The sequence below is a fragment of the Kitasatospora sp. NPDC023120 genome, assembly GCF_055560835.1.
Genome location: NZ_JBVHHY010000001.1, coordinates 479590 through 502204, shown reverse-complemented (window position 1 = coordinate 502204; position 22615 = coordinate 479590). Strand labels below are relative to the sequence as shown.

Below are 22615 nucleotides of genomic sequence, written 5' to 3'. Positions count from 1 at the left end.
CGCACGCCGAGAGCGACGCCACGCCGGGGTCCGGGCTCCGTACCTTCGTCCGATAGCCCGGACCGCCCGCCGCCCGGGCTACGCTGGCCCGCATGCCCCTTTACGCCGCGTATGCCACCAACCTCGATGCCCGGCAGATGACCCGCCGAGCCCCGCACTCCCCGCTGCGCGGCACGGGGTGGCTGGACGGCTGGCGGCTCACCTTCGGCGGCGAGCAGCTCGGCTGGGAGGGCTCGCTGGCCACCGTCGTCGAGGACGAGAAGGACCAAGTCTTCGTCTCGCTGTACGACGTCTCGCCGATGGACGAGGACGGCCTGGACCGCTGGGAGGGCGTCCAGCTCGGCATCTACCGCAAGATCAAGCTGCGCGCGCAGACCCTGGACGGGGACATCCCGGTCTGGACGTACGTGCTCAACGACTACGAGGGCGGCCTGCCCGCGGCCCGCTACCTCGGCCTGATCGCCGACGCCGCCGAGAGCGCCGGCGCCCCGCACGACTACGTCATGGACCTGCGCCGCCGCCCCTGCTAGGGCCTTGCCGGGCCCCTCGCCGGGCACCTGCTAGGCCCCTGCCGGGCCTCTGCTAGGGCCTGGCGCCCCAGCTGCGCGCCGTCTCCGCCAACACCCCGGCCACCACCGCGCGCCGGGCCGGCTCGGTGCGCAGCCCGTTGCCCAGCTCCACATGCAGCCACGGCACCCCGACGCCGGCCGCGAACCGGCCCTCGACGTTCGTGGCGCCCTCCAGCTGCCCGCACTTCTCCCGCCAGGCCCGGCAGACCGCGTACCCGGCCCGGCCCAGCCCGGCGGCGGTCAGCTCGGCCGCCGGGCCGGCCTGCCCGGCGCCGCTGGAGACCACCGCGTCCTGCCCGGGCAGGCTGCCCTCGTCGAACCCGTGCACCTGGATGCCGGGCAGCCCCCGCCCGGTGAGCGCCTCGACCACGGCGGCGAAGACGGTGTCGGAGCGGTGCGCGACGTCCGAGGAGCCGTCCGCCCCGGCCCGGCGGTGCGCCCCGGCGAGCACCAGCACGCCGCCCGGCGTCGCCCGGAACAGCTCCACCCCGAGCGCTTCCGTCCGGGCGTCCGACACCGGGTGGGGCACCTGCACGGACCAGTTCGCGCGGGCCGAGAGGTCCAGGTAGACCCGGCCCCAGCCGCGGCTCGCGGCCGCGGTGTCGTCGGCGATTTCGGCCACCCGGCGGCCGGTCGCCGCCTCGGTGAACTCGGTGAGCCGGTAGCCGACCCGGGCCAGCTCACGGCTCGCCTGCTCGGGCTGCCCGTCCAGCGCGCCGAGCACGCCGTCCGCCACCGCCCGGCGCTGCATCGCGTCCGGCGCGGCGTACGGGCCGTCCGAAGTGAACCCGGCGGTGTACTCGTCCACCCGGGCCGCGAGGTCCACCGGGGCCGGCCCCGAGGGCGGCGCCTGCTGGACCACCCGCGGCCGCTCGGCGCGGCCGCGCGCGGCGAGGGTCAGCGCCCCCGCGAGCGCCGCCAGCACCAGCAGCACCGCCACCGGCAGCAGCAGCGTGCGTCGCGAACCCCGAGTCTCCATGGCGGTCGAACCTACCCTGCCCGCAGGCACAGCCATGATCCACGCCGGAACCCGGCGAATCGAAACCCAAGCGGCACCGGATCGCAACCGGTACGTGACAACTTTTCCGAAACCCCTTCGTACGCTGGTTCGGCTTGACCAGTTCTTGATCATCGCTTGACCGGGAAGGCCGCCCCGCCGACCTCCCGTATGCCGGCACGCGAGCCCGGAGGATAACGAGGCCCCTCGTGAGCACGGCACCGAACCCGCCGCGGCAGCACCGCTACCGCCGCCGGGCCGACATGCCACTGCTCGGAGGCATCCGCCCGCCCATCGTGCTGCTGCTGGTCCTGCTGCTCGCGGTCGCCGCGATCACCGCCCTGGCCGTCGGCGGACTGCGCGTCGACGACACCCCGCAGGCCGTCCGCGAGTCCCACCAGTACGCCGCCGAGGACACCGCCGCCTCGCTGCGCGCCGGACTGCACGAGAGCGCCACCGACCTGGGCCGGGCCGCCGCCCGCTACGAGAACGCCCCCGCCGAGCCCGCCGCCGTGCTGACCGCGCTCGGCCAGGCGTACCACAAGTGGCGCGGCACGGTGGTGGTCCGCCCCGACACCGGCCGGCTGCTGGCCGCCCGCGGCGAGACCGTCCCGCTGGCCGGCCTGGACCTGACCAAGGTCACCGACACCGCGCCCGCCCCCGTCCTGGTGCCCTCCACCGCCGGCACCCGACTGCTCACCTTCGCGCTGGTCGCCACCAAGTCCGACGGCCGCGCCCTGCTGGTCGCCTCCGACAACCTGCGGCTGCCCGGCATCGCCACCCGCAAGGAGCAGACCATCCAGGTCCTCGACGCCACCGGCGCCGTCCTGGACACCACCGGCGCGGCGCTCACCACCGACGGCGACCGCAAACTGGTCGGCACCGCCCGCGAGCGCGCCGCCCGCCAGCACCCGGCCCCCGGCGAGACGGCCTCCGGCAGCCTGGCCGGCAGCCCGGACGACAAGGGACTGCGCCGGGTCGCCGGCTGGGCCTCCGTCGCCACCCCCGGCGGGCACGACCAGGCCGCCCCGCTCGGCCTGACCGTGGTCTCCACCAGCACCGTCGACGGCAAGGCCGGCGACCTGCGCCACCCCAGGCTCGGCCTCGCCGCCGCCGGCGCCCTGCTCGTCCTGGCCCTGCTGCTCGCCTGGTACCTGATCCGCAGCCTCCAGCGCCCGCTGCTGGGGCTGTTCCTGGAGTCCCGCCGACTGACCCGCGGCGACCGGCTGGAGCAGCCGGTGCGCGGACCGAAGCGCGGCGAGGCCGGCCGGATCGCCCGCGCCCTGGAGGAGCTGCGCCGCCAGCTCCTCGACCCCTCCCGCCCGCCGGCCGCCGCCCCCGCCCGCGGGCGCCGCCCCGGCACCGCGCTGCCGCTCGCGCTCTGCGCCGTCCTGGTGCTCGGCTGGTCCGGCCCGCTGCTGTTCCTCGGCGGCAACGACCCGACCGTACGGGTGCCCACCCAGGTCGTGGCCGGGCACCGCGACCGCACCGACACCGCCGCCGACCGGATCCGCCAGGCACTCAACGAGGGCTACGCGGACCTGCGTTCGCTCGCCCCCTCGCTCGCCGAGGCCTCCGTCGGCAAGGCCGAGACCCTGCTCCGCGACACCCTCGCCGAGCACGACCGCTACCGCTCGCTCTACGTCCTCGGCGCCGACGGTGCGGTGCTCGCCCACGCCGGCGAGGCCCCGCACCGCACCGGCCCGGAGGCCCTCGGCGCGAGCGGCGTGCTGCTGCTCAACAGCTCCGGCAAGGAGCCCCGGATCGCCGCCCGCGCGGCGCTCACCGCCGCCCCGGCCGACGCCGAGACGGAGGGCGCCCCGGAGCCCAAGGGGCCGGTCCTGGTCGGCGAGTTCAAGACCGACTTCCTCAGCGGCCTGCTGGTCCGCCCCGGGCTCGGCCGGGTCTGGCTGGTCGACGACCGGCAGCGGGTGCTCGCCGCCAACGAGGGCTACACCTCCTTCGGCGACCTGCCGGACGGCCGGGCCCGCAAGGTCCTCACCGACGCCGGGAAGTCCGCCGCCGCCGACGTGCTCCGCGACGGCGGCGAACCGGCCCTGCTCGCCGCCGCCCCGCTCGGCGGCAACGGCAGCGTCGCCAAGCTCGGCTGGTCCGTGGTCACCGCCCACCCGGTGGCCTGGCTGCACCTCGACCAGAACCGGGCCGACCGGCGCGCGATCCTGGCCGGCATGCTCGGTCTGGCCGCCGCCGCGCTCTGCCTGGGCTGGCTGTACATCGCCGTCGGCCTGCCGCTGCGCCGGCTCGCCACGAGCGCCGAGGCGCTGGCCGCCGGGGACCGCCGCACCGTGCTCTACCCCGTCCACCACGACGAGGTCGGCGCCGTCGCCCGCAGCCTGGAGCTGATCCGCCAGGAGCTGGCCCGACCCCGCCGTACCGCGCCCTCGCCCGAGTCCGCTCCCGCCCGCTGAGCCCCGCCCGAAGGATCTCCCGTGCTCTTCCTCTACGTCGTGCTGCTGGTGTGCTGCACCGTGCTGCTGGTGGCCGGCATCGTCGAGCAGCGCCGGCACTTCACCGCGCTGGAGCAGATCCCGACCCGGGTCCTGGTCAACGGCATCCGCGGCAAGAGCTCGATCACCCGGCTGTGCGCGGGCGCGCTGCGCGGCGGCGGGCTGGTGACGGTCGCCAAGACCACCGGCACCGCGGCCCGGTTCATCCACCCGGACGCCACCGAGGAGCCGGTCTACCGCAAGTTCGGCATCGCCAACGTGGTGGAGCAGATCGGCATCGTCCGCCGCGCCGCCACCTACCGGCCGGACGCCCTGGTGATCGAGTGCATGGCCGTCATGCCGGCGCTCCAGGAGGTCAACCAGACCAAGCTGATCCGCTCCACCATCGGCGTGCTGTGCAACGTCCGCGAGGACCACCTGGCCGAGATGGGCCCGACCCTGGACGACGTCGCCCGCTCGCTGTCGCGCTCGATGCCGGTCGGCGGGGTGTGCGTCACCGCCGAGCAGGAGCGCGCGCACATCCTGCGCGAGGAGGCGGCCAAGCGGGACTGCCGGCTGATCGTGGTGGACCCGGAGGCGGTCACCGACGAGGAGCTGCGCGGGTTCAGCTGGTTCACCTTCAAGGAGAACGTGGCGATCGCCCTCGCCGTCGCCGAACTCCTCGGCGTGGAGCGGCAGACCGCGCTGCAGGGCATGTGGGCGGCCCCGCCGGACCCGGGCGTGCTGTCGGTCGACCGCTACCGCACCGCGGACGGCAAGCGGCTGCGCTTCGCCAACGTCTTCGCCGCCAACGACCCCGAGTCCACGCTGATGAACGTCCGCCAGCTGGAGGACCTCGGCGCGATCCACCGCCCGCTCAACGTGGTGATCAACTGCCGCCCGGACCGGGTCGAGCGCAACGGTCAGATGGGCCAGATCGTCCCGGACCTCGACCCGGACACGGTCTTCCTGATCGGCCACCCCACCAAGAGCGCCCGCGACGGCATCCCCGCCGGCTGGTCGGGCCGGGTGGTCGACCTCGGCGGCGACAAGCGAGACCCGGAGCGGCTCACCGCCGAGCTGCTGGCCGAACTCGGGCCGGACTCCTCGCTGGTGGCCGTCGGCAACATCCACGGCCAGGGCGAGCTGTTCCTGGAGGAGCTGGCCCGCCTCGAACCGGACGAGGCCCCGGACCTCCCGGAGGCGCCGGAGTACGCGTACCACGAGCCCGAACCGCTCTACCCGGAGCCGGAGTACCCCGGGCCCGCGTACTACGCCGAGCCGGATCCGTACCCCGAGCCGGTCCGGTACGCCGATGCCGCCCCGTACGCCTCCCACGCCCCGTACGGCCGGGACACCCCGTACGCCGAGCCGGTCCACGCCGAGCCGGTCTACCACCCGGAACCGCTCCCCGACTCCTGGTTCGACCCCCACCACCGCACCGCCGCCCCCTACGGAGACCAGCAGTGATCCCCACCGAGCTCACCCCCGAGATCGCCGCCATCGGCATCGCGCTCGGCCTGGTCTTCTCGCTGGTCTGCTACCTGACCACGAACCTCTCCCCCGGCGGCATGATCACCCCCGGCTGGCTGGCCCTCACCCTGGTCGAGTCCCTCCAGCGGGTGGCCATCGTGATCGGCGTGACGGTGCTGACCTTCCTCGCCATCCGGGTCGTCCAGAAGCTGGTGATCCTGTACGGCAAGCGGCTGTTCGCCGCCGTGGTGCTGATCGGCGTGCTGCTGCAGGCCACCGTGATGCTGGTGCTGCAGCGCGAGCTGCCCACCCTGTACGCCAACCAGACGCTCGGCTTCATCGTCCCCGGCCTGATCGCCTACCAGCTGGTCCGTCAGCCCCGGGCGGCCACCCTGATGGCCACCAGCACGGTGACGCTCGCCAACTACGTCGTCCTGACCGCCGGCGTCCTGCTCGGCGCGCTGCCCGGCACCTGATCCCGACGGGAACCCCCATGCCAGTGACCCGCAAGTCCCTGCTCAGCGGCGGCCTCGCCGTGACCCTGCTGGCCGCCAGCGGCTACCTCACCGTCCAGCTGCGGGACCGCGACCGGCAGCCGACGGCGGGCAGCGGCGCGCCGCTGATCACCGCCGCCGCCGCGCCGTCCGCCACCGCGGACGCCGGCACCGCCCGGGCCGCCGCACCCGCCCAGTACCGCTACGAGCGGCTGGCCGGGCCGGACCGCACGGTGGTCCGGGACGCCCGCGGCGGCGTGGTCGCCACGCTGACCGACAACGCCCGCACCGCCGTCCTGGCCGGCCCCAGCCGCACCTTCGCCGAGCCGGGCACCACCGCCGCCACCGTGGTGACCGACAGCTGGGTCCGGCTGCTGCCGCAGCCCTGGAAGCCGGGCGCGGAGCAGGAGGGCTGGTTCCGCACCTGGTTCCAGCAGTCGCTCGGCTCGACCGCCGACGACGTCCTGGCGGCGGCCACCCAGTACGTGGCCGGGGCACCCGCCGAGAAGGACGCCAAGGGCGTGCGTTTCAAGGGCGACGCGTCCTTCGGCCCGCTCAATCCCAACGGTTCGGTCGGCAACGACCTGCGGCTGGAACAGACCGACTTCTTCGACTACCTCGGCGTTCCGTACACGTTCGCCGACAAGGTGACCCGGCAGCCCGACAAGACCCGCTACGGCGCCTTCGACTGCTCGGGTTTCGTCCGGATGGTGTACGGCTACCGCTCCGGCTACCCGCTGCTCTCCAAGGACGCCCCCGGTCCCGGACTGCCGCGCACCGCCAACGGCCTGGCCCGGCTGGGCCCCGGCATCCCGGTGATCCCGCTGACCACCGCCGCCGGCTCGGACACCACCTTGCGCCCGGCCTCGATCGACCCGCTGCAACCCGGCGACTTGGTGTTCTTCGAGATCGACGCCCGCACCGGCGCCCGGCTCGACCACACCGGCATCTTCCTGGGCCTGGACACCGACGGCCACCCCCGGTACATCTCCAGCCGGGAGGAGGCCGACGGCCCGACCTTCGGCGACAAGGGCGGCACGGCGCGGCTCGACGACAACGGCATGTACGCGAAGGGGCTGCGCAGCGCGAAGCGGCTCTGAACCGGATCCGCAGCTGTCGGAACCGACGAGACCCGTCACCCGAATAGCAGCACCGAGCTGTGTTTTCGGGTCAACCGGGTAACGATCCGGCATGCCGCGGCGGATTTTCTACGCGCGTAGTCGATTCCCGTCTATCCTCGGACCCGTGAACGCTTCTCCTCAGTCGGTCGTCTCCACCGACCCCTACGCCGCCGCCCAGGCCGCCGCCGAGCGCCTGCGCGAGCTGACCGGTGCCGAGCGGCACGACGTCGCCCTGGTGATGGGCTCCGGCTGGGTGCCGGCCGCCGACGCCCTGGGCGAGACCGTGGCCGAGTTCCCGGTCACCGACCTGCCCGGCTTCCCCGCCCCCGCCGTCGCCGGTCACGCCGGCAAGATCCGCTCGGTGAAGATCGGCGACAAGCGCGCCCTCATCTTCCTCGGCCGCAACCACTACTACGAGGGCCACGGCGTGGCCACCGTCGTCCACGGCGTGCGCACCGCCGCCGCGGCCGGCTGCGGCGTCATCGTGCTGACCAACGGCTGCGGCGGCCTGCGCCAGGGCTGGACCCCCGGCCAGCCGGTCCTGATCAGCGACCACATCAACCTGACCGGGGACTCCCCGATCGTCGGCGCCAACTTCGTCGACCTCACCGACCTGTACTCCAAGCGCCTGCGCACGCTCTGCCACGAGGTCGACCCGACCCTGGACGAGGCCGTCTACGTGCAGTTCCGCGGCCCGCACTACGAGACCCCGGCCGAGGTCAACATGGCCCGGGTGATCGGTGGCGAGCTGGTCGGCATGTCCACCACCCTGGAGGCCATCGCCGCCCGCGAGGCCGGCGCCGAGGTGCTCGGCATCTCCCTGGTCACCAACCTGGCCGCCGGCATGACCGGCGAGCCGCTCAACCACGAAGAGGTGCTGGAGGCCGGCAAGGCCTCCGCCGAGCGCATGGGCGAGCTGCTGGCGAAGGTCCTTGAGCGGATCTGACGCCCACCAGGCGCAGAATGCATGAGTGACGGGGCCCACGGGCGGCAGTGATCCACCGATCACGCCCGCCCGCGGGCCCCGTCCGCGTGCGCAACCCCCTTTGCGGAACCCCCAGGTCCCGGCGGACCCTCCGGCCGACACACCGACGCACTTCCCGATGGAGCTGGCAGCATGACGCAGGCACCCACCACCGACCTCCTCGCCCGGGCCCGCACCTGGCTGGCCGAGGACCCCGACCCGCAGACCCGCGAGGAGCTCACCGCCCTGCTGGCCCAGGCCGAGGGCCCGCAGGCCGAGTCGGACAGCAAGCGCGCCTGGGCCGAGCTCGCCGAGCGCTTCGCCGACCGCCTCCAGTTCGGCACCGCCGGCCTGCGCGGCGAGATCGGCGCCGGCCCGATGCGGATGAACCGCTCCGTGGTGATCCGGGCCGCCGCCGGCCTGGTCGCGTACGTGAAGAAGCAGGGCCTGGGCGACCTGGTCGTGATCGGCTACGACGCCCGCCACAAGTCGTACGACTTCGCCCGCGACACCGCCGCCGTGGTGGTCGGTGCCGGCCTGCGCGCCGCGCTGCTGCCGCGCCCGCTGCCCACCCCGGTGCTCGCCTTCGCCATCCCGCACCTGGGCGCGGCCGCCGGCGTCACCGTCACCGCCAGCCACAACCCGCCGCAGGACAACGGCTACAAGGTCTACCTGGGCGACGGCTCGCAGATCGTCCCGCCGGCCGACGCCGGGATCGCCGCCGAGATCGACGCGATCGGCTCGCTGGACGAGGTGCCGCGCGCCGAGGACGGCTGGGAGGTGCTCGGCGAGGAGGTCGTCGAGGCCTACCTGTCCCGCGCGGTGTCCATCGTGGACCCGCACAGCCCGCGCGAGCTCGACGTCGTCTACACCCCGATGCACGGCGTGGGTCGCGACACCCTGGTCGCCGCCTTCCGCCGGGCCGGCTTCCCCGCGCCCACCGTGGTCGCCGAGCAGGCCGAGCCCGACCCGGACTTCCCGACCGTGGCCTTCCCCAACCCGGAGGAGCCGGGGGCGATGGACCTCGCCTTCCGCACCGCCGCCTCGGTCGGCCCGGACATCGTGATCGCCAACGACCCGGACGCCGACCGCTGCGCGGTGGCCGTCCCCACCAACGGCAACGCGGCCGGCAGCGGCAACAGCGCGGCCGGCTGGCGCATGCTGCGCGGCGACGAGGTCGGCGCGCTGCTCGGCTCGGCCCTGGTCGCGAAGAAGGCCGAGGGCACCTTCGCCACCACGATCGTCTCCGCCACCCTGCTCGGCCGGATCGCCGAGGCCGCGGGCCTGGGCTACGCCGAGACGCTGACCGGCTTCAAGTGGATCTCCCGCGCCGAGGGCCTGCGCTACGGCTACGAGGAGGCGCTCGGCTACTGCGTCGACCCGCAGGGCGTCCGGGACAAGGACGGCATCACCGCCGCCCTGCTGGTCGCCGAGCTCGCCGCCACCCTCAAGAAGTCCGGCCGCACCCTGTCCGACCTGCTGGACGACCTGGCGCTGGAGCACGGCCTGCACGCCACCGACCAGCTCTCCGTCCGGGTCCAGGACCTCTCGCTGATCGCCGACGCCATGCGCCGCCTGCGCGAGCAGCCGCCGACCGTCCTGGCCGGTCTGACCGTCACCCGCGCCGACGACCTCTCGGCGGGCTCCGCCGACCTGCCGCCCACCGACGGGCTGCGCTACTACCTGGCCGGCGAGGCCGTCCGCTCCGCGCGCATCGTGGTCCGCCCGTCCGGCACCGAGCCCAAGCTCAAGTGCTACCTGGAGGTCGTCCTCCCGGTCGCCACCGCCGCCGACCTCGCCCCGACCCGCGAGCGCGCCGCCGCGCTCCTCGACACCGTCAAGCGGGACCTCGCCGCGGCCGCCGGCATCTGACCACAGCCCGCGAACGACAGGGCCCGCCGGTACGCGACCGGCGGGCCCTCTCGGTTTGGCAGCACTCAGGCGGCGATGACCGCGATCAGGGCGACCAGGCCCACCAGGGTGGGAGCGATCACCCACCAGCACCAGCGCACCACGAGCGGGCCGGCCGCCTCGGGGCGGGCGGCGTTGCGTTCGGCCATCTCCGAGAGCACGTCGGTCACCTGGTCGGACCAGGCGCGGGTGGGGTCCGGGGAGCCCTGGACGACCGGGTTGCTCCGGGCGGCGAGGCCCAGCCCCAGCCCCGTCCGGGAGGCGTGCTCGGCGTTGCCGCGGCTCTGGGCGCGGGTGGCGCGCTTGCGCTGGCGCAGCGACACCGGCACCGCCCAGATCTGGTACTTCCTGTCGCCCGCGAGCAGTTCGACCGAGTACCCCGCGCGCAGCGCGTCCACCGAGGCCCAGGGTGCGGTGATGGTCCGCCACGGGTTGCGCACCAGTAGCCGGCTGTTCGAGGCGAGCACCACCGGGCGGAGCGTGTAGGCGATCACCGGGAAGGCGAACACCGGCGCCGCGGCGAGCGCGACGTACGGGGTCTTCCCGGAGCCGGTCGCCACCGCGTCGCCGATCAGCCAGGCGGCGACGGCCAGCAGGAACACGCCGGAGATGACACCGGGGACGGAGCGGTACACGCGGTCCGCGTACTCGGGGTCCCCGTCTGGGGCGGCCGGGCCCTGGTGGGGCTTGCCGTCGGAATCGGTCATGGCGTCGATTCTGCCCCATGCCCTTCATTCGGAGGTCTCGGTCCGGCCACGAAAGGTGGGCGCCCTGGCGGCCCACTACGCGCGTAGATATGCTGGTCTGGTGACTATGTCCACTGTTGCAGCCAATGCCCTCGGCGTTGCGGGCAGCGGCCTTCAGGACGTTGCGGCGTCCGAGGCCTCGCTCCGCCGCTTCCTGCACGGCCTGCCCGGCGTCGACCAGGTCGGCCTGGAGGCGCGCGCCGCCACTCTCGGTACCCGCTCCATCAAGACCACGGCGAAGGCGTACGCCATCGACCTGGCGATCTCGATGATCGACCTGACCACGCTGGAAGGCGCGGACACGGTCGGCAAGGTGCGCGCGCTGTGCGCCAAGGGCAGGACCCCCGACCCGACCGACCCCACCACCCCGCGCGTCGCCGCCATCTGTGTCTACCCGGACATGGTCGCCACCGCGAAGGCCGCCCTGCAGGGCACCGACATCCAGGTCGCCTCGGTGGCCACCGCCTTCCCGGCCGGCCGCGCCGCCCTCCCGGTCAAGCTCGCCGACACCGCCGACGCGGTGGCCGCGGGTGCCGACGAGATCGACATGGTGATCGACCGGGGTGTCTTCCTCTCCGGCCGCTACCTCGACGTCTACAACGAGATCGTCGCCGTCAAGGAGGCGTGCAAGCGCCCCGACGGCAGCTCCGCCCACCTCAAGGTGATCTTCGAAACCGGCGAGCTGCAGACCTACGACAACGTCCGCCGGGTCTCCTGGCTGGCGATGCTGGCCGGTGCCGACTTCATCAAGACCTCCACCGGCAAGGTCGCCGTCAACGCGACCCCGCCGGTCACCCTGCTGATGCTGGAGGCGGTCCGAGACTTCCGCGCGGCCACCGGCGTCCAGGTCGGCGTCAAGCCCGCCGGCGGGATCAAGACCACCAAGGACGCGATGAAGTACCTGGTGATGGTCAACGAGACCCTCGGCGACGACTGGCTGACCCCGCACTGGTTCCGCTTCGGTGCCTCCAGCCTGCTCAACGACCTGCTGATGCAGCGCCAGAAGCTCACCACCGGACGCTACTCCGGCCCCGACTACGTGACGGTGGACTGATCACCATGGCCAAGAAGAAGAACATCGAGGAGCCCGTGCGCAAGGCCGGCCTCTTCGAGTACGCCCCGGCCCCCGAGTCGCCCGCCGCCGCGGGTGACATCGCCACCTCCTACGGCCACTTCATCGGCGGCGAGTTCGTCGACTCCTCCGGCAGCGAGGCCCTGAAGACGGTCAACCCGGCCACCGAGCAGGTGCTCGCCGAGTTCGCCCAGGGCACCGACGAGGACGTGGACCGCGCCGTCGCCGCCGCCCGCAAGGCCTTCGCCGACTGGTCGGCGCTGCCGGGCAGCGAGCGCGCCAAGTACCTGTTCCGGATCGCCCGGATCATCCAGGAGCGCAGCCGCGAGCTGGCCGTGCTCGAGTCGATCGACAACGGCAAGCCCATCCGTGAGACCCGCGACGTCGACCTGCCGCTGGTCGCCGCGCACTTCTTCTACTACGCGGGCTGGGCGGACAAGCTGGACTACGCCGGCTTCGGCCCCAGCCCGAAGCCGCTGGGCGTGGCCGGCCAGGTCATCCCGTGGAACTTCCCGCTGCTGATGCTGGCGTGGAAGATCGCGCCCGCCCTGGCGACCGGCAACACCGTCGTCCTGAAGCCGGCCGAGACCACCCCGCTGACGGCGCTGCGCTTCGCCGAGATCTGCCGCCAGGCCGGTCTGCCGAAGGGCGTCGTCAACATCGTGACCGGCGACGGCCGCACCGGCGCCGCGCTCACCGCGCACCCGGACGTCAACAAGGTCGCCTTCACCGGCTCCACCCCGGTCGGCCGGGCGATCGCCAAGCAGCTGGCCGGCACCCGCAAGAAGCTGTCGCTGGAGCTGGGCGGCAAGGCCGCGAACATCGTCTTCGACGACGCGCCGCTCGACCAGGCGGTCGAGGGCATCGTCAACGGCATCTTCTTCAACCAGGGCCACGTCTGCTGCGCCGGTTCCCGCCTGCTGGTCCAGGAGTCGGTCCAGGACGAGCTGCTGGACGCCCTGAAGCGCCGGATGGCCACCCTGCGGGTCGGCGACCCGCTGGACAAGAACACCGACATCGGCGCCATCAACTCCGCCGAGCAGCTGGCCCGGATCACCGCGCTGACCGACGCCGGCGAGGCCGAGGGCGCCGAGCGCTGGTCGCCGTCCTGCGAACTCCCGGGCACCGGCTTCTGGTTCAAGCCGACCCTGTTCACCGGCGTCAGCCAGGCCCACCGGATCGCCCAGGAGGAGATCTTCGGCCCGGTGCTGTCGGTGCTGACCTTCCGCACGCCCGAGGAGGCGGTCGCGAAGGCCAACAACACCCCGTACGGCCTCTCCGCCGGCATCTGGACGGAGAAGGGCTCGCGCATCCTCTGGATGGCCAACAAGCTCAAGGCCGGCGTGGTCTGGGCCAACACCTTCAACAAGTTCGACCCGACCTCGCCGTTCGGCGGTTACAAGGAGTCGGGCTACGGCCGCGAGGGTGGCCGCCACGGTCTGGAGGCCTACCTCGATGTCTGATGTCGTTGCGCGTCTTGACGTCCTCAAGACCTACAAGCTGTACGTCGGCGGGAAGTTCCCGCGCTCCGAGAGCGGGCGGGTGTACGAGGTGACGGACTCGAAGGGCGAGTGGCTCGCCAACGCCCCACTGGGCACCCGCAAGGACACCCGGGACGCCGTCGTGGCCGCCCGCGCCGCGGTCAAGGGCTGGGCCGGCACCACCGCGTACAACCGCGGCCAGGTGCTGTACCGGGTGGCCGAGATGCTGCAGGGCCGGCGCGAGCAGTTCGCCGCCGAGGTGGCGCTCTCCGAGGGCATCGGCCCGAAGAAGGCCGCCGCGCTGGTGGACGCCGCGATCGACCGCTGGGTCTGGTACGCGGGCTGGACGGACAAGGTCGCCCAGATCGCGGGCGGCGCCAACCCGGTCGCCGGCCCGTACTTCAACCTGTCGACCCCGGAGCCGACCGGCGTGGTCGGGATCGTCGCCCCGCAGGCCGGGTACGGGCACTCACTGCTCGGCCTGGTCTCGGTGATCGCCCCGGCGATCGCCACCGGCAACACGGTCGTGGTCGCGGCCGCCGCGGACGCCCCGCTGCCCGCGCTGTCGCTGGGCGAGGTGCTCGCCACCTCGGACGTCCCGGGCGGCGTGGTCAACATCATCTCGGGCCGGACCGCGGACACCGCCCCCACCCTGGCCTCGCACCAGGACGTCAACGCGGTGGACCTCACCGGCGCGATCGCCGCCGACGGTCCCGGCGCGGCGCAGGCGCTGGAGGCGGCCGCCGCGGATACCCTGAAGCGGGTAATCCGTCCGGAGCTGGACCCGTTCGCCCAGGACTGGACGAATGCGCCCGGTACGGACCGGCTACTCTCGTTCCTGGAGACGAAGACGGTCTGGCACCCGATGGGTATCTGACCCTCCGCCGCTCCGCCCGACGGAACGACAGGGCACAACTCCACAGACTGGCCGTCCCCAGTGCCCTCTCCCCCCCCAGGGCCCGGACGGTCATTGGACGGACCCGCGCCTCTCCCCCCCTGGCGCGGGTCCGTCGGCGTTCCGCCGGTGTGCCGCCCGTGCTCCGTCGACTTTCGTCAGCCCGGGCGCCGACTTTCGACGCTCCCGCGCGCCCGCCCGGCCAGGGCAGAATCGGCCGTGCTGGAAACGATCAAGGGGGGCGCATGGGCGAGTTCATCGGCGAGCTGATGGCACTGTTCGCGGACGGCTTCTACCGCAAGTGGCACGTGGCCCGCACCACGCGGCGGCTGGCCGCCGGCCGTCCGGTCCGGGTGCCCTGCTCGGCCCGGACCGACCGGCAGCCCGAGTACGTCAACGGCAGCCTGCACATCACGCCCGGGGCCGACGCCGCGTCCTTCGTCTCGCGCGACACCGGCCGGCGCCGACTGCCCGTCGGGGGCACCTTCCACGAGCCCGAACCCGACACCTGGCACAGCCAGGACTGGGCCGCCACCGCCTACCGGCCGCCCGGCACCGGGGACCTGGTCTACCTCCAGGTGGACAGCCGCTACCTGCCGATGGTCCACGTCGCCCTCACCGACCCGAAGTCGCAGCAGAAGGTCTGAACCGACCGGTTTCGGCAACGGGCCGGGATGCGTCAGACTGGTGTCCCGTGAGTGACTCCCCCATGAACCCCGCACCGACCGCGCATGCCCGGGTGATCCTGCTCTCCGGGCCCTCCGGGTCGGGGAAGTCCTCGCTCGCCGAGCGCAGCGGCCTGCCGGTGCTCCAGCTCGACGACTTCTACAAGGACGGGGACGACCCCACGCTGCCGCGGCTGCCCGACGGCGCCGTCGACTGGGACTCCCCGCTGGCCTGGCACCGCGACCAGGCCGTCGCCGCCATCCGCGCCCTGCACGAGCACGGCCGCACCGACGTCCCGGTGTACTCGATCCCGGACAACGGCCGGATCGGCACCCGCGCCCTGGAGCTGGACGGCGCCGGCGCGTTCATCGCCGAGGGCATCTTCGCCGCCGAGATCACCGCCGAGTGCGCCGCGGAGGGCCTGCTCGGCGACGCTCTGTGCCTGCGCAACGGCGCGCTCACCACGGCCTGGCGCCGACTGCGGCGGGACGTCCGGGAGGGCCGCAAGTCGCTGCCGGTGCTGCTGCGCCGGGGCTTCCGGCTGATGCGGGCCGAGCGCTCCATCGTCGGACGGCAGGTCACGCTCGGCTCGTACGCCTGCGCCGGACCGGAGGCCGAGCGGCGGATCCGCGCCGCGTCCCGTTCGACGGAGCTCTCCGCGGTCTGAGGCCCGAAAGCAGAACGACGGGCCGGTGCGTCTCCCCCGCACCGGCCCGTCGCCTTCCCGAACGATCCTCGGCTCCCCCACGGGCATGCTCCCCCGAGCCGCTGCCCCCGGACCGTGACCGTCCGTTTCCCGTCCCCCGACGGGAGTCCTCTCCTGCGCGCCGTACGGCCGCGTCAGGCGACCAGCTCGCCGAACGCCCGGACGGTGTCGCCCGACTTGTTCAGGTGCTCGTCGTCACGCAGCCGGCGCAGGGCGCGCCAGATGCTGCTCTTGACGGTGCCGACGCTGATCCCCAGCACGTCGGCGATCTCCGGGTCCGTCTTGCCCTCGTAGTACCGCAGCACCAGCATGGTCCGCTGGTTCTCCGGCAGCTTCGCCAGCGCCTGCCAGAGCACGGCGCGCAGCTCGGTGCCGCCCATCGCGTCGGTGTCGCCGGCCGTCTCCGGCAGCTCCTCGGTCGGGTACTCGTTGACCTTGCGGCGCCGCCAGGCGGAGATGTGCAGGTTGGTCATGGTGCGGCGGAGGTAGCCCCCGACCGCGGCCTTGTCGGTGATCCGGCCCCAGGCCCGGTAGGTGCTGAAGAGCGCGCTCTGCAGCAGGTCCTCGGCCTCGTAGCGGTCACCGGTGAGGTGGTAGGCCGTGGCGTACAGGGAGGCGCGGCGCTCGCGCACGTACGCGGTGAACTCCGTGATGTGGTCCTCCGCGGCGGCCGAGTGCTCCCCCTGCGCGCCTCCCTGTCCGGCCTCGGTGGTGCGCGCCGCGGCGGGGTTCAGCCGCAGCAGCGTCGCACCGGCGGCCTCGCGACCGGTCGGTTCCCCCGAACCGACCGTGCGCAGACCGTTCCCCCCGGTCCCCCGGTTCCCCCCCGGGGCGTCCTTGCCCTCGACGCGGACGGGGAGGATCCCCCGCAGCGTGAGGGTGTTGGCGGAGTCGGCCGGACTCCCCAGCCGGCCGATCCCGTACAGCTCCCCCGTCCTGCCGCCGCCGCTCACCCGGCGGGCGACAGGGTTTCCACCGGTGCTGTGCGCGCACCCCCGTACGGTCACGGCACCGGAGTTCTCGTCGGTCCTGATCTCGTACCGGGTCCGGTGGGCGGTGGCTGACGAACGCGCGGTGCGGACAGCCGGGTTGGTCCGGGTCTGAAGCATGGCGTTCATCGTGCGCCCCCTGGGTCGGTACGAGCGGTTCCGGTAGCCGCCTTCCAGCCGGCCCTGGGGCCCGCTGTCCTGCGGCGACATGGAAAATCCTGCCCGCCGGTTGTGATGGCGCTGTCCGCCGACTGTCACAGGGGTGTCACAGGCGGGGGCCTTTCGTCCCGGTCCGCCTCCCTCCGTACCGGACGCCGGTGGCGGTCGTTCCGGTTCCCGGACGGTCGGTGAGCGGTCCGGGGGGTGATTCGGGGCTGCCGGTGGGCCAAAATGGGGCCGTGCCTTTCCTCCTACTGATCGAGGACGACGACGCCATCCGGACCGGCCTCGAACTCGCCCTCACCCGCCAGGGCCACCGTGTGGCCACCGCCGCCTCCGGCGAGGACGGTCTGAGGCTCTTCAAGGAGCAGCGGCCCGACCTGATCGTGCTGGACGTCATGCTGCCCGGAATCGACGGCTTCGAGGTCTGCCGCCGGATCCGCCGCACCGACCAGCTGCCGATCATCCTGCTCACCGCCCGCTCGGACGACATCGACGTGGTGGTCGGCCTGGAGTCCGGCGCGGACGACTACGTGGTGAAGCCGGTCCAACCGCGCGTGCTGGACGCCCGGATCCGGGCCGTGCTGCGGCGCGGCGAGCGGGAGAGCTCGGACTCCTCCGCGTACGGCAGCGTGGTGATCGACCGGGCCGCGATGACCGTCACCAAGGACGGGCAGGACCTCCAGCTCACCCCGACCGAGCTGCGGCTGCTGCTGGAGCTCAGCCGCCGCCCCGGACAGGCGCTCTCCCGCCAGCAGCTGCTGCGGCTGGTCTGGGAGCACGACTACCTCGGTGACTCGCGCCTGGTGGACGCCTGCGTGCAGCGGCTTCGGGCGAAGGTCGAGGACGTGCCGTCCGCGCCGACCCTGATCCGCACCGTGCGCGGGGTGGGCTACCGGCTGGACCCGCCGGCCTGACCCGCTGGCCCGCTCCCACCCCGCCCATCCGACCGCTGAACTCCCGTATCACGACAGGCTCCTGTGACTGACCATCAGACGACTGCCCGGCGCTTCCCGGCGGGCCGGTGGCGTCGGCTGCGCTCCCTGCGGGTGCGGCTGATCGCGGTGTTCGCGGCGGTCGCGCTGCTCGCCGCCGTCTCGGCCTCCGGCATCGCGTACTGGCTGAACCGCGACGCGGTGCTCAAGCGCGCCCAGGACACCGCGCTGAACGACTTCCGGGTCTCGCTCAGCCGCACCGTCTCCGAGCTGCCGCTGGACGCGGGCTGCCCGGAGCTGGCCACGCTGGCGTCCAACGTGGCCAGCTCCGGCCTGAGTTACGACGTGGTGGTGGTCGACCCGGCGCACCCGGAGTGCCCCGCGGCCTCCTCGGACCCGACGCACTTCACGCTGGCCGACGTCCCGGCGGCGCTGCAGTCCACCGTCGCCAAGCCGCGCGAGGTCTCCGAGAGCAACCCGTACCCGTACCACCTGTACTGGCAGCGGCAGAACCTGGAGGGCCGGCCGTTCGTGATCGGTGGCACCAAGGTGGTGCCGAACGGCCCGACGGCGTACATGTTCAAGTCGCTGGAGAACGAGCGGGCCGACCTCAACACCCTGGGCTGGTCGCTGGCCATCGCCACGCTGCTCGCGCTGATCGGCTCGGCACTACTGGCCCAGGCCGCCTCGGCCACCGTGCTGCGGCCGGTCAAACGGCTCGGCGACGCCGCCCGACGGCTCGGCGAGGGACACCTGGACACCCGGCTCGAAGTCGAGGGCTCGGACGAACTCGCCGACCTGGCACGGACCTTCAACCGGGCCGCGGAGTCGCTGCACGAGCAGGTCGAGGAGCTGAGCGCGCGCGAGGCGCAGAGCCGGCGGTTCGTCGCCGACATGTCCCACGAGCTGCGCACCCCGCTGACCGCGATGACCGCGGTCACCGACATCCTGGAGGACGAGGCCGAGTCGCTGGACCCGATGATCGAGCCGGCCGTCCGGCTCGTGGTCAGCGAGACCCGGCGGCTGTCCGACCTGGTGGAGAACCTGATGGAGGTGACCCGCTTCGACGCCGGCACCGCCAAGCTCGTCGCCGACGAAGTGGACATCGCCGACCTGATCATGTCCTGCATCGACGGGCGGGCCTGGTACGACGCGGTCGAGGTGGACGCCCCGCGCGGCATCCTGGCCGTGGTCGACCCGCGCCGGCTCGACGTGGTCTTCGCCAACCTGATCGGCAACGCGCTGAAGCACGGCGGCTCGCCGGTGCGGGTCAAGGTCCGGCAGACCGAGGACTCGGTCGTGGTCGAGGTCTCCGACAGCGGCCCGGGCATCCCGGAGGACGTGCTGCCGCACGTCTTCGACCGGTTCTACAAGGCGGACCGGGGGCGGGCCCGCTCGGAGGGCAGCGGTCTGGGGCTGTCGATCGCGATGGCCAACGCGCAGATACACGGGGGGACGATCACGGCGGCGAACGGGGAGGTCGGCGCGGTGTTCACCCTGACGCTGCCGCCGGCCCCGCCGCCTCCGCCGTCCGCGGACGGGGCCGAGCGCGGCTCCGCCCGCGACGCCGAGAACGAGGACGCCACGTGACCGCCCCCACCCGCACCACCCTGCGCCGCACCGCCGGCGTGCTGTTCCTGCTCGCCCTGGCCTCCGGCTGCGGCATCCGGCCGACCGCCGTACCGGTCGACGCGGGCGCCCCGGCCAGCCGGACGGCCTGCCCGACCACCCCGCGGATACCGACCGCGCTGGTCACCCCGCCCGGCCCCGCCCCCGCCGTCACCCCGGCCCGCGGCGCCGCCAAGGGCACCGCGAGCCCGAGCCCCTCGCCGACCCCGGTCGCGCCGGGCAGCCCGCCGCCGGACAACGTGTTCAGCGCGGTGCCGACGGCTGCCCCGTGCAAGTAGCCCGGTAGGCGGTCCGGGACGCCGGTGGGGCGTCCCGGGGCGCGTTCGGGAATGTTCACGCCCGGTGTGGAACCGCCGTGCCACCGGCTCACGTCCTTCCCCCCGTGCAGCGAGATGGCACCAGGACACGCGAGGAGCGTTCCGGCGCGGGGACCGAGAGCAGCCCGGCGGCGGCCGTCCACCGTTCCCTCCGGCGGACCGGGCTGGCAGGCCTGGCCTGCCACCTGGCGCTGGTGCTCTGGCTGGTGCTGAGACCGCTGCCGGTGGCCTGGGTGTACGACGCCAACCTGACCCCGCTGGCCTCGCTCCGCTCCTCCACCGCCTGGCAGGTGGCCGGCGAACTGCTGCTGCTGGCCCCGCTCGGCGTCCTCCTGCCGCTGGCCGGCGGCCGCCTGCGGGCCCCCTGGCTGCCGTCCTTCCTGCGCACCACCGGCGCCTCCGCGCTGCTGGCGACCGGCCTGGAGTTCCTGGCGTCCTGGACGCCCGGGCACGTCCTCAACGTGGACCACATCCTGTTCGCCGTGGTCGGCGTCGCCATCACCCACCTCGCGCTGGCCCCCGGACTGCGGCACCTGCTGCGGGAGCGGCGGCCGCGGAGGCCCCGGGTACCCGTCCTGGGCGTGTCGCCGGTCGCCGCCGTCGCCAAGGTGGCGGCCGTCACGCCCGCCGCCCGCCCGCGCGCCTACGCGGAGCCGACGCCGCCCGCCCGCTAGGGCGTGCTCGACCCCGGCACCACCCGGCCGCCGACCTCGACCAACCCGCCCGGGCGCGGCCCGGTCAGCAGCTGCGAGCCCCGGCCCTGGGTCACGGTCAGCGCCCGGCCCAGCCGCGCGGTCAGCAGCAGGGCGGCCGCACCGGTCGCCTCGTCCTCGTCGATCCCGTCGCCGCGCCCGGGGAATCCCCGCGCCCGGACGGTTCCGGCCGCCTCGTCCTGCCAGGCCCAGGCGTAGATCCACTCCCCCGGCGGCGGCACCTCCAGCGCCTCCACCTCGGCCGCCGAGCCGTACTGCCGCAGCGTCCGCGGCGGGGCCCACTCCGGCCGGACCTCGATCCGGGTCAGCCCGCCCGCTCGGCGCACCCCCACCACCCCGGCCGCCGTCACCAGCCGGTCCACCCCGAGCAGCCAGGCGACACCCACACAGGGGTGCCCGGCGAAGGGCAGCCGCACCGTCGGGGTGTGGATGTCGATCTCCCCGCGCTCCGGGTCGTCGACGAACACCGTCTCACTGAAGCCGAGTTCGCGCGCGATCCGCTGCCGCTCCGCACGCTCCGGCACGGCAGCACCGTCCCGCACGACACCGAGCTCGTTCCCGTACCGCCCGTCGGGCCCGCAAAAGACCCGCAGCACCTCATACCCAGCCATTTCCCACCTCGTCAACTACCGCCCCGCAAAGATCCGCTGGCCACGCCAGGGCCTAGGGTCCGTTTTCAAACCCCCGCCTGCGAGGGTTTGAAAACGGACCCTAGGTATTCCTGCGGCGGCGGGCGATGACCAGGGTGGCCAGGCCGAGGGCGATGGCGACCGCGCCGGTGACCGCCATCGACTCGGAGGTGGGGTTGCCGCCGGTGGTGGCCAGTTCGCTGTCCGGGGTGGGGGCCGGAGCGGCGGCCGTCCGGGGGGCGGCGGCCGGTGCCGGGTAGGGCGCCGTGGTGGTGGTCTCGGTGACCGGGACGACGACCGGGGCGATGGAGGGCTGGGGCGCGGTCGGCTTCGGGGTGATCGCGGAGGTGAAGGTCGGGGTGACGGTGGAGTCGGCTGCGGGCGCGATCGTGAAGTCGGCCTTCGGGCCGTACGCCACGCTCCCGCTCTCGCCCTCGCCGGGCACGCTGCCCGCGAGCGCCGCCAGGGACTGGGCGCCGACCGGGGCGTCCTTGGTGAAGGACAGCCGGACGTCGATCGTACGGGTCCCGCCCTTGGGCAGGGTGATCACGTCGGTGTTCCTGTCGCCGGTCCACAGCCCCAGGTAGAGCCAGCCCGGGTGCTCCGAGCTGCCGCCCGGGGTCCCCTCCAGCCAGCCTCCGCCGGCCGTCCGGAACTCGAACCTGACGGCCTCGGGCCGGAGTTCGCTCGCGCCCTGGAACACGATCGCGGGCAGGATGCGGAGGTCCCTGCCGCTGTTGCCGGTGAGGACCAGCCTGAACGGCTTCGCCTCGCCGCCCGCCGTGAACACGGCGGGTACCCCGTCGAGCCTGACCTCGGCGGTGGCGGCGGGCTTGGGCGCCGCGGTGGTCGGCGCGACCGCCGGGACGATGACCACGTCCGGATAGCCGCTCAGCGCATAGGAGTTGCGCTGCTCCGGCGGCAGGGTGGGGTCCGCGACGGCGGCGTTGAAGCCCGGCGCCACCCGCCCGGCCGGGGCGTCGGCGGCGACGGTGAGCCGCAGCCGGTAGACGGCCTCGCCGCCGGCCTCCAGGTGCAGCGCGGCGGGCGGGCCGAGCTCCCAGGCGGCCCCACCGCTGGCGGCGCTCACCTTGGCGTCCTGCCACTGCGCACTGCCGGGCGACTGGTACTCCAGCCTGAACTGGCTCTGCTTGGTGCCGGTACCGGTGTCCGCGACGACGAAGGCGCCGAACAGCACCTCCATCCGGTGGTCGGCGCCGTTCCTGAGCGCCGCGGTGAACTCCACCGGCGCGCCGCCCGCCTTGACGGTGCCGGGCAGGCCGCCGAGCGAGGCCGTGACCGGCGAGGAGGGAGCCGGGGTGCCCTGGGTGGTCGTGACGTCGCCGGAGGCCGCGAAGACGGCCGGGGCCTCGACGGCGGCCAGCCCGGAGGCCAGTGTGACGGCGGCGGTCGCGGCCAGGAACCTGCGATGCCGAATGCGCAACTTCAACCTCACGAGAGAATTCGGACAGAGCCCAACAGAACGTGAAATCGCTTGCGCGAGAGAGCATTTCAAGGCGATGGCGCGCCGATGTTTCCGCCCCCCGACCAACAGCGACCCGCGGCATCATACCGAGCCGTTTCCGCGCCCCCGCGACGGAGGTCGCGGGCCTTCCGCCCGGCCCGGACGGGCGGCTGCCCTCAGGGTGACCCTGAGGGCGACCCCGACATCCGGCTACACCTCCCCGGTGACCCGTCGGGG

At 73.8% G+C, this 22615-nt stretch carries 21 protein-coding genes; 16 read left to right on the top strand and 5 right to left on the bottom strand.

The window, feature by feature from the left end:
- Window positions 1-92 precede the first annotated feature (92 nt).
- Window positions 93-530 carry a gamma-glutamylcyclotransferase family protein gene (locus ACZ3TI_RS02400; protein WP_465722399.1) on the top strand — a complete coding sequence of 146 codons (438 nt, stop codon included), beginning with the start codon at window positions 93-95 and terminating at the stop codon, window positions 528-530.
- Window positions 531-582: 52 nt separating this feature from the next.
- Here the strand turns inward: ACZ3TI_RS02400 and ACZ3TI_RS02395 are convergent, their stop codons facing one another.
- Entirely contained in the window at window positions 583-1548 is a 966-nt protein-coding gene (locus ACZ3TI_RS02395) for a hypothetical protein (protein WP_465722397.1), read from the bottom strand.
- A gap of 227 nt (window positions 1549-1775) precedes the next feature.
- Between ACZ3TI_RS02395 and ACZ3TI_RS02390 the strand changes: the two genes are divergently transcribed.
- The 6 genes from ACZ3TI_RS02390 to ACZ3TI_RS02365 all read left to right on the top strand — a co-directional run bounded on the left by ACZ3TI_RS02390 (window position 1776) and on the right by ACZ3TI_RS02365 (window position 9937).
- Window positions 1776-3995: a HAMP domain-containing protein gene (locus ACZ3TI_RS02390; RefSeq protein WP_465722395.1), complete on the top strand. Its 2220-nt coding sequence runs from the start codon at window positions 1776-1778 to the stop codon at window positions 3993-3995.
- 21 nt (window positions 3996-4016) lie between these two features.
- Complete coding sequence (gene pgsB / locus ACZ3TI_RS02385) at window positions 4017-5483, top strand: poly-gamma-glutamate synthase PgsB (RefSeq protein WP_465722393.1); 1467 nt, start codon at window positions 4017-4019, stop codon at window positions 5481-5483.
- Window positions 5480-5962, top strand: coding sequence for a poly-gamma-glutamate biosynthesis protein PgsC/CapC (locus tag ACZ3TI_RS02380; RefSeq protein WP_363570358.1), 483 nt, complete (start codon window positions 5480-5482; stop codon window positions 5960-5962). Before pgsB ends, ACZ3TI_RS02380 begins: the two co-directional genes overlap by 4 nt.
- Window positions 5963-5979: 17 nt before the next feature.
- Complete coding sequence (locus ACZ3TI_RS02375) at window positions 5980-7080, top strand: NlpC/P60 family protein (protein WP_465722391.1); 1101 nt, start codon at window positions 5980-5982, stop codon at window positions 7078-7080.
- Window positions 7081-7225: 145 nt separating this feature from the next.
- Entirely contained in the window at window positions 7226-8047 is an 822-nt protein-coding gene (locus tag ACZ3TI_RS02370; RefSeq protein ID WP_465722389.1) for a purine-nucleoside phosphorylase, read from the top strand.
- A gap of 171 nt (window positions 8048-8218) precedes the next feature.
- Window positions 8219-9937 (top strand): phospho-sugar mutase, encoded by a 1719-nt coding sequence (locus ACZ3TI_RS02365; protein WP_465722387.1) that lies wholly within the window; start codon window positions 8219-8221, stop codon window positions 9935-9937.
- 65 nt (window positions 9938-10002) lie between these two features.
- Here the strand turns inward: ACZ3TI_RS02365 and ACZ3TI_RS02360 are convergent, their stop codons facing one another.
- Entirely contained in the window at window positions 10003-10683 is a 681-nt protein-coding gene (locus ACZ3TI_RS02360) for a PH domain-containing protein (RefSeq protein WP_465722385.1), read from the bottom strand.
- 106 nt (window positions 10684-10789) lie between these two features.
- Between ACZ3TI_RS02360 and deoC the strand changes: the two genes are divergently transcribed.
- The 5 genes from deoC to ACZ3TI_RS02335 all read left to right on the top strand — a co-directional run bounded on the left by deoC (window position 10790) and on the right by ACZ3TI_RS02335 (window position 15503).
- Entirely contained in the window at window positions 10790-11776 is a 987-nt protein-coding gene (gene deoC, locus ACZ3TI_RS02355) for a deoxyribose-phosphate aldolase (protein ID WP_465722383.1), read from the top strand.
- A 5-nt stretch (window positions 11777-11781) separates the two neighbouring features.
- Window positions 11782-13257, top strand: a complete 1476-nt coding sequence (locus ACZ3TI_RS02350) for an aldehyde dehydrogenase family protein (RefSeq protein ID WP_465722381.1) — start codon at window positions 11782-11784, stop codon at window positions 13255-13257.
- The gene (locus ACZ3TI_RS02345) at window positions 13250-14152 is read left to right on the top strand and encodes an aldehyde dehydrogenase family protein (RefSeq protein WP_465722379.1); all 903 of its coding nucleotides are present in this window, start codon (window positions 13250-13252) and stop codon (window positions 14150-14152) included. Before ACZ3TI_RS02350 ends, ACZ3TI_RS02345 begins: the two co-directional genes overlap by 8 nt.
- 263 nt (window positions 14153-14415) lie before the next feature.
- Window positions 14416-14817 (top strand): hypothetical protein, encoded by a 402-nt coding sequence (locus ACZ3TI_RS02340; protein ID WP_465722377.1) that lies wholly within the window; start codon window positions 14416-14418, stop codon window positions 14815-14817.
- 47 nt (window positions 14818-14864) lie between these two features.
- Entirely contained in the window at window positions 14865-15503 is a 639-nt protein-coding gene (locus tag ACZ3TI_RS02335) for an ATP-binding protein (protein ID WP_465722375.1), read from the top strand.
- A gap of 173 nt (window positions 15504-15676) precedes the next feature.
- Here ACZ3TI_RS02335 and ACZ3TI_RS02330 read toward each other — a convergent pair whose 3' ends face one another.
- Window positions 15677-16576 carry a SigE family RNA polymerase sigma factor gene (locus ACZ3TI_RS02330; protein WP_465722506.1) on the bottom strand — a complete coding sequence of 300 codons (900 nt, stop codon included), beginning with the start codon at window positions 16574-16576 and terminating at the stop codon, window positions 15677-15679.
- A gap of 353 nt (window positions 16577-16929) precedes the next feature.
- Between ACZ3TI_RS02330 and ACZ3TI_RS02325 the strand changes: the two genes are divergently transcribed.
- From ACZ3TI_RS02325 to ACZ3TI_RS02310, 4 genes are all read left to right on the top strand, one after another.
- The gene (locus tag ACZ3TI_RS02325) at window positions 16930-17607 is read left to right on the top strand and encodes a response regulator transcription factor (RefSeq protein ID WP_030257458.1); all 678 of its coding nucleotides are present in this window, start codon (window positions 16930-16932) and stop codon (window positions 17605-17607) included.
- A gap of 63 nt (window positions 17608-17670) precedes the next feature.
- The gene (locus ACZ3TI_RS02320; protein WP_465722373.1) at window positions 17671-19215 is read left to right on the top strand and encodes an ATP-binding protein; all 1545 of its coding nucleotides are present in this window, start codon (window positions 17671-17673) and stop codon (window positions 19213-19215) included.
- A complete protein-coding gene (locus tag ACZ3TI_RS02315) occupies window positions 19212-19532 on the top strand; it encodes a hypothetical protein (protein ID WP_465722371.1) in 321 nt (106 codons plus the stop codon). Before ACZ3TI_RS02320 ends, ACZ3TI_RS02315 begins: the two co-directional genes overlap by 4 nt.
- Before the next feature lie 104 nt (window positions 19533-19636).
- Window positions 19637-20245: a VanZ family protein gene (locus tag ACZ3TI_RS02310; RefSeq protein WP_465722369.1), complete on the top strand. Its 609-nt coding sequence runs from the start codon at window positions 19637-19639 to the stop codon at window positions 20243-20245.
- Here the strand turns inward: ACZ3TI_RS02310 and ACZ3TI_RS02305 are convergent.
- Both ACZ3TI_RS02305 and ACZ3TI_RS02300 read right to left on the bottom strand, forming a co-directional pair.
- Window positions 20242-20895, bottom strand: coding sequence for a PhzF family phenazine biosynthesis protein (locus ACZ3TI_RS02305; RefSeq protein ID WP_465722367.1), 654 nt, complete (start codon window positions 20893-20895; stop codon window positions 20242-20244). The genes ACZ3TI_RS02310 and ACZ3TI_RS02305 overlap by 4 nt on opposite strands.
- 100 nt (window positions 20896-20995) lie before the next feature.
- Window positions 20996-22357 carry a hypothetical protein gene (locus tag ACZ3TI_RS02300; protein ID WP_465722365.1) on the bottom strand — a complete coding sequence of 454 codons (1362 nt, stop codon included), beginning with the start codon at window positions 22355-22357 and terminating at the stop codon, window positions 20996-20998.
- Between the last annotated feature and the right edge of the window lie 258 nt (window positions 22358-22615).

What these genes read in the sequence shown, in the direction of transcription:
- deoC (WP_465722383.1), top strand. Translation starts at nt 10,790, where the DNA reads ATGTCCACTGTTGCAGCCAATGCCCTCGGCGTTGCGGGCAGCGGCCTT.
- ACZ3TI_RS02375 (WP_465722391.1), top strand. Translation starts at nt 5,980, where the DNA reads ATGCCAGTGACCCGCAAGTCCCTGCTCAGCGGCGGCCTCGCCGTGACC.
- ACZ3TI_RS02400 (WP_465722399.1), top strand. Translation starts at nt 93, where the DNA reads ATGCCCCTTTACGCCGCGTATGCCACCAACCTCGATGCCCGGCAGATG.
- ACZ3TI_RS02360 (WP_465722385.1), bottom strand. Translation starts at nt 10,683, where the DNA reads ATGACCGATTCCGACGGCAAGCCCCACCAGGGCCCGGCCGCCCCAGAC.
- ACZ3TI_RS02305 (WP_465722367.1), bottom strand. Translation starts at nt 20,895, where the DNA reads ATGGCTGGGTATGAGGTGCTGCGGGTCTTTTGCGGGCCCGACGGGCGG.
- ACZ3TI_RS02350 (WP_465722381.1), top strand. Translation starts at nt 11,782, where the DNA reads ATGGCCAAGAAGAAGAACATCGAGGAGCCCGTGCGCAAGGCCGGCCTC.
- ACZ3TI_RS02395 (WP_465722397.1), bottom strand. Translation starts at nt 1,548, where the DNA reads ATGGAGACTCGGGGTTCGCGACGCACGCTGCTGCTGCCGGTGGCGGTG.
- ACZ3TI_RS02345 (WP_465722379.1), top strand. Translation starts at nt 13,250, where the DNA reads ATGTCTGATGTCGTTGCGCGTCTTGACGTCCTCAAGACCTACAAGCTG.
- ACZ3TI_RS02365 (WP_465722387.1), top strand. Translation starts at nt 8,219, where the DNA reads ATGACGCAGGCACCCACCACCGACCTCCTCGCCCGGGCCCGCACCTGG.
- ACZ3TI_RS02340 (WP_465722377.1), top strand. Translation starts at nt 14,416, where the DNA reads ATGGGCGAGTTCATCGGCGAGCTGATGGCACTGTTCGCGGACGGCTTC.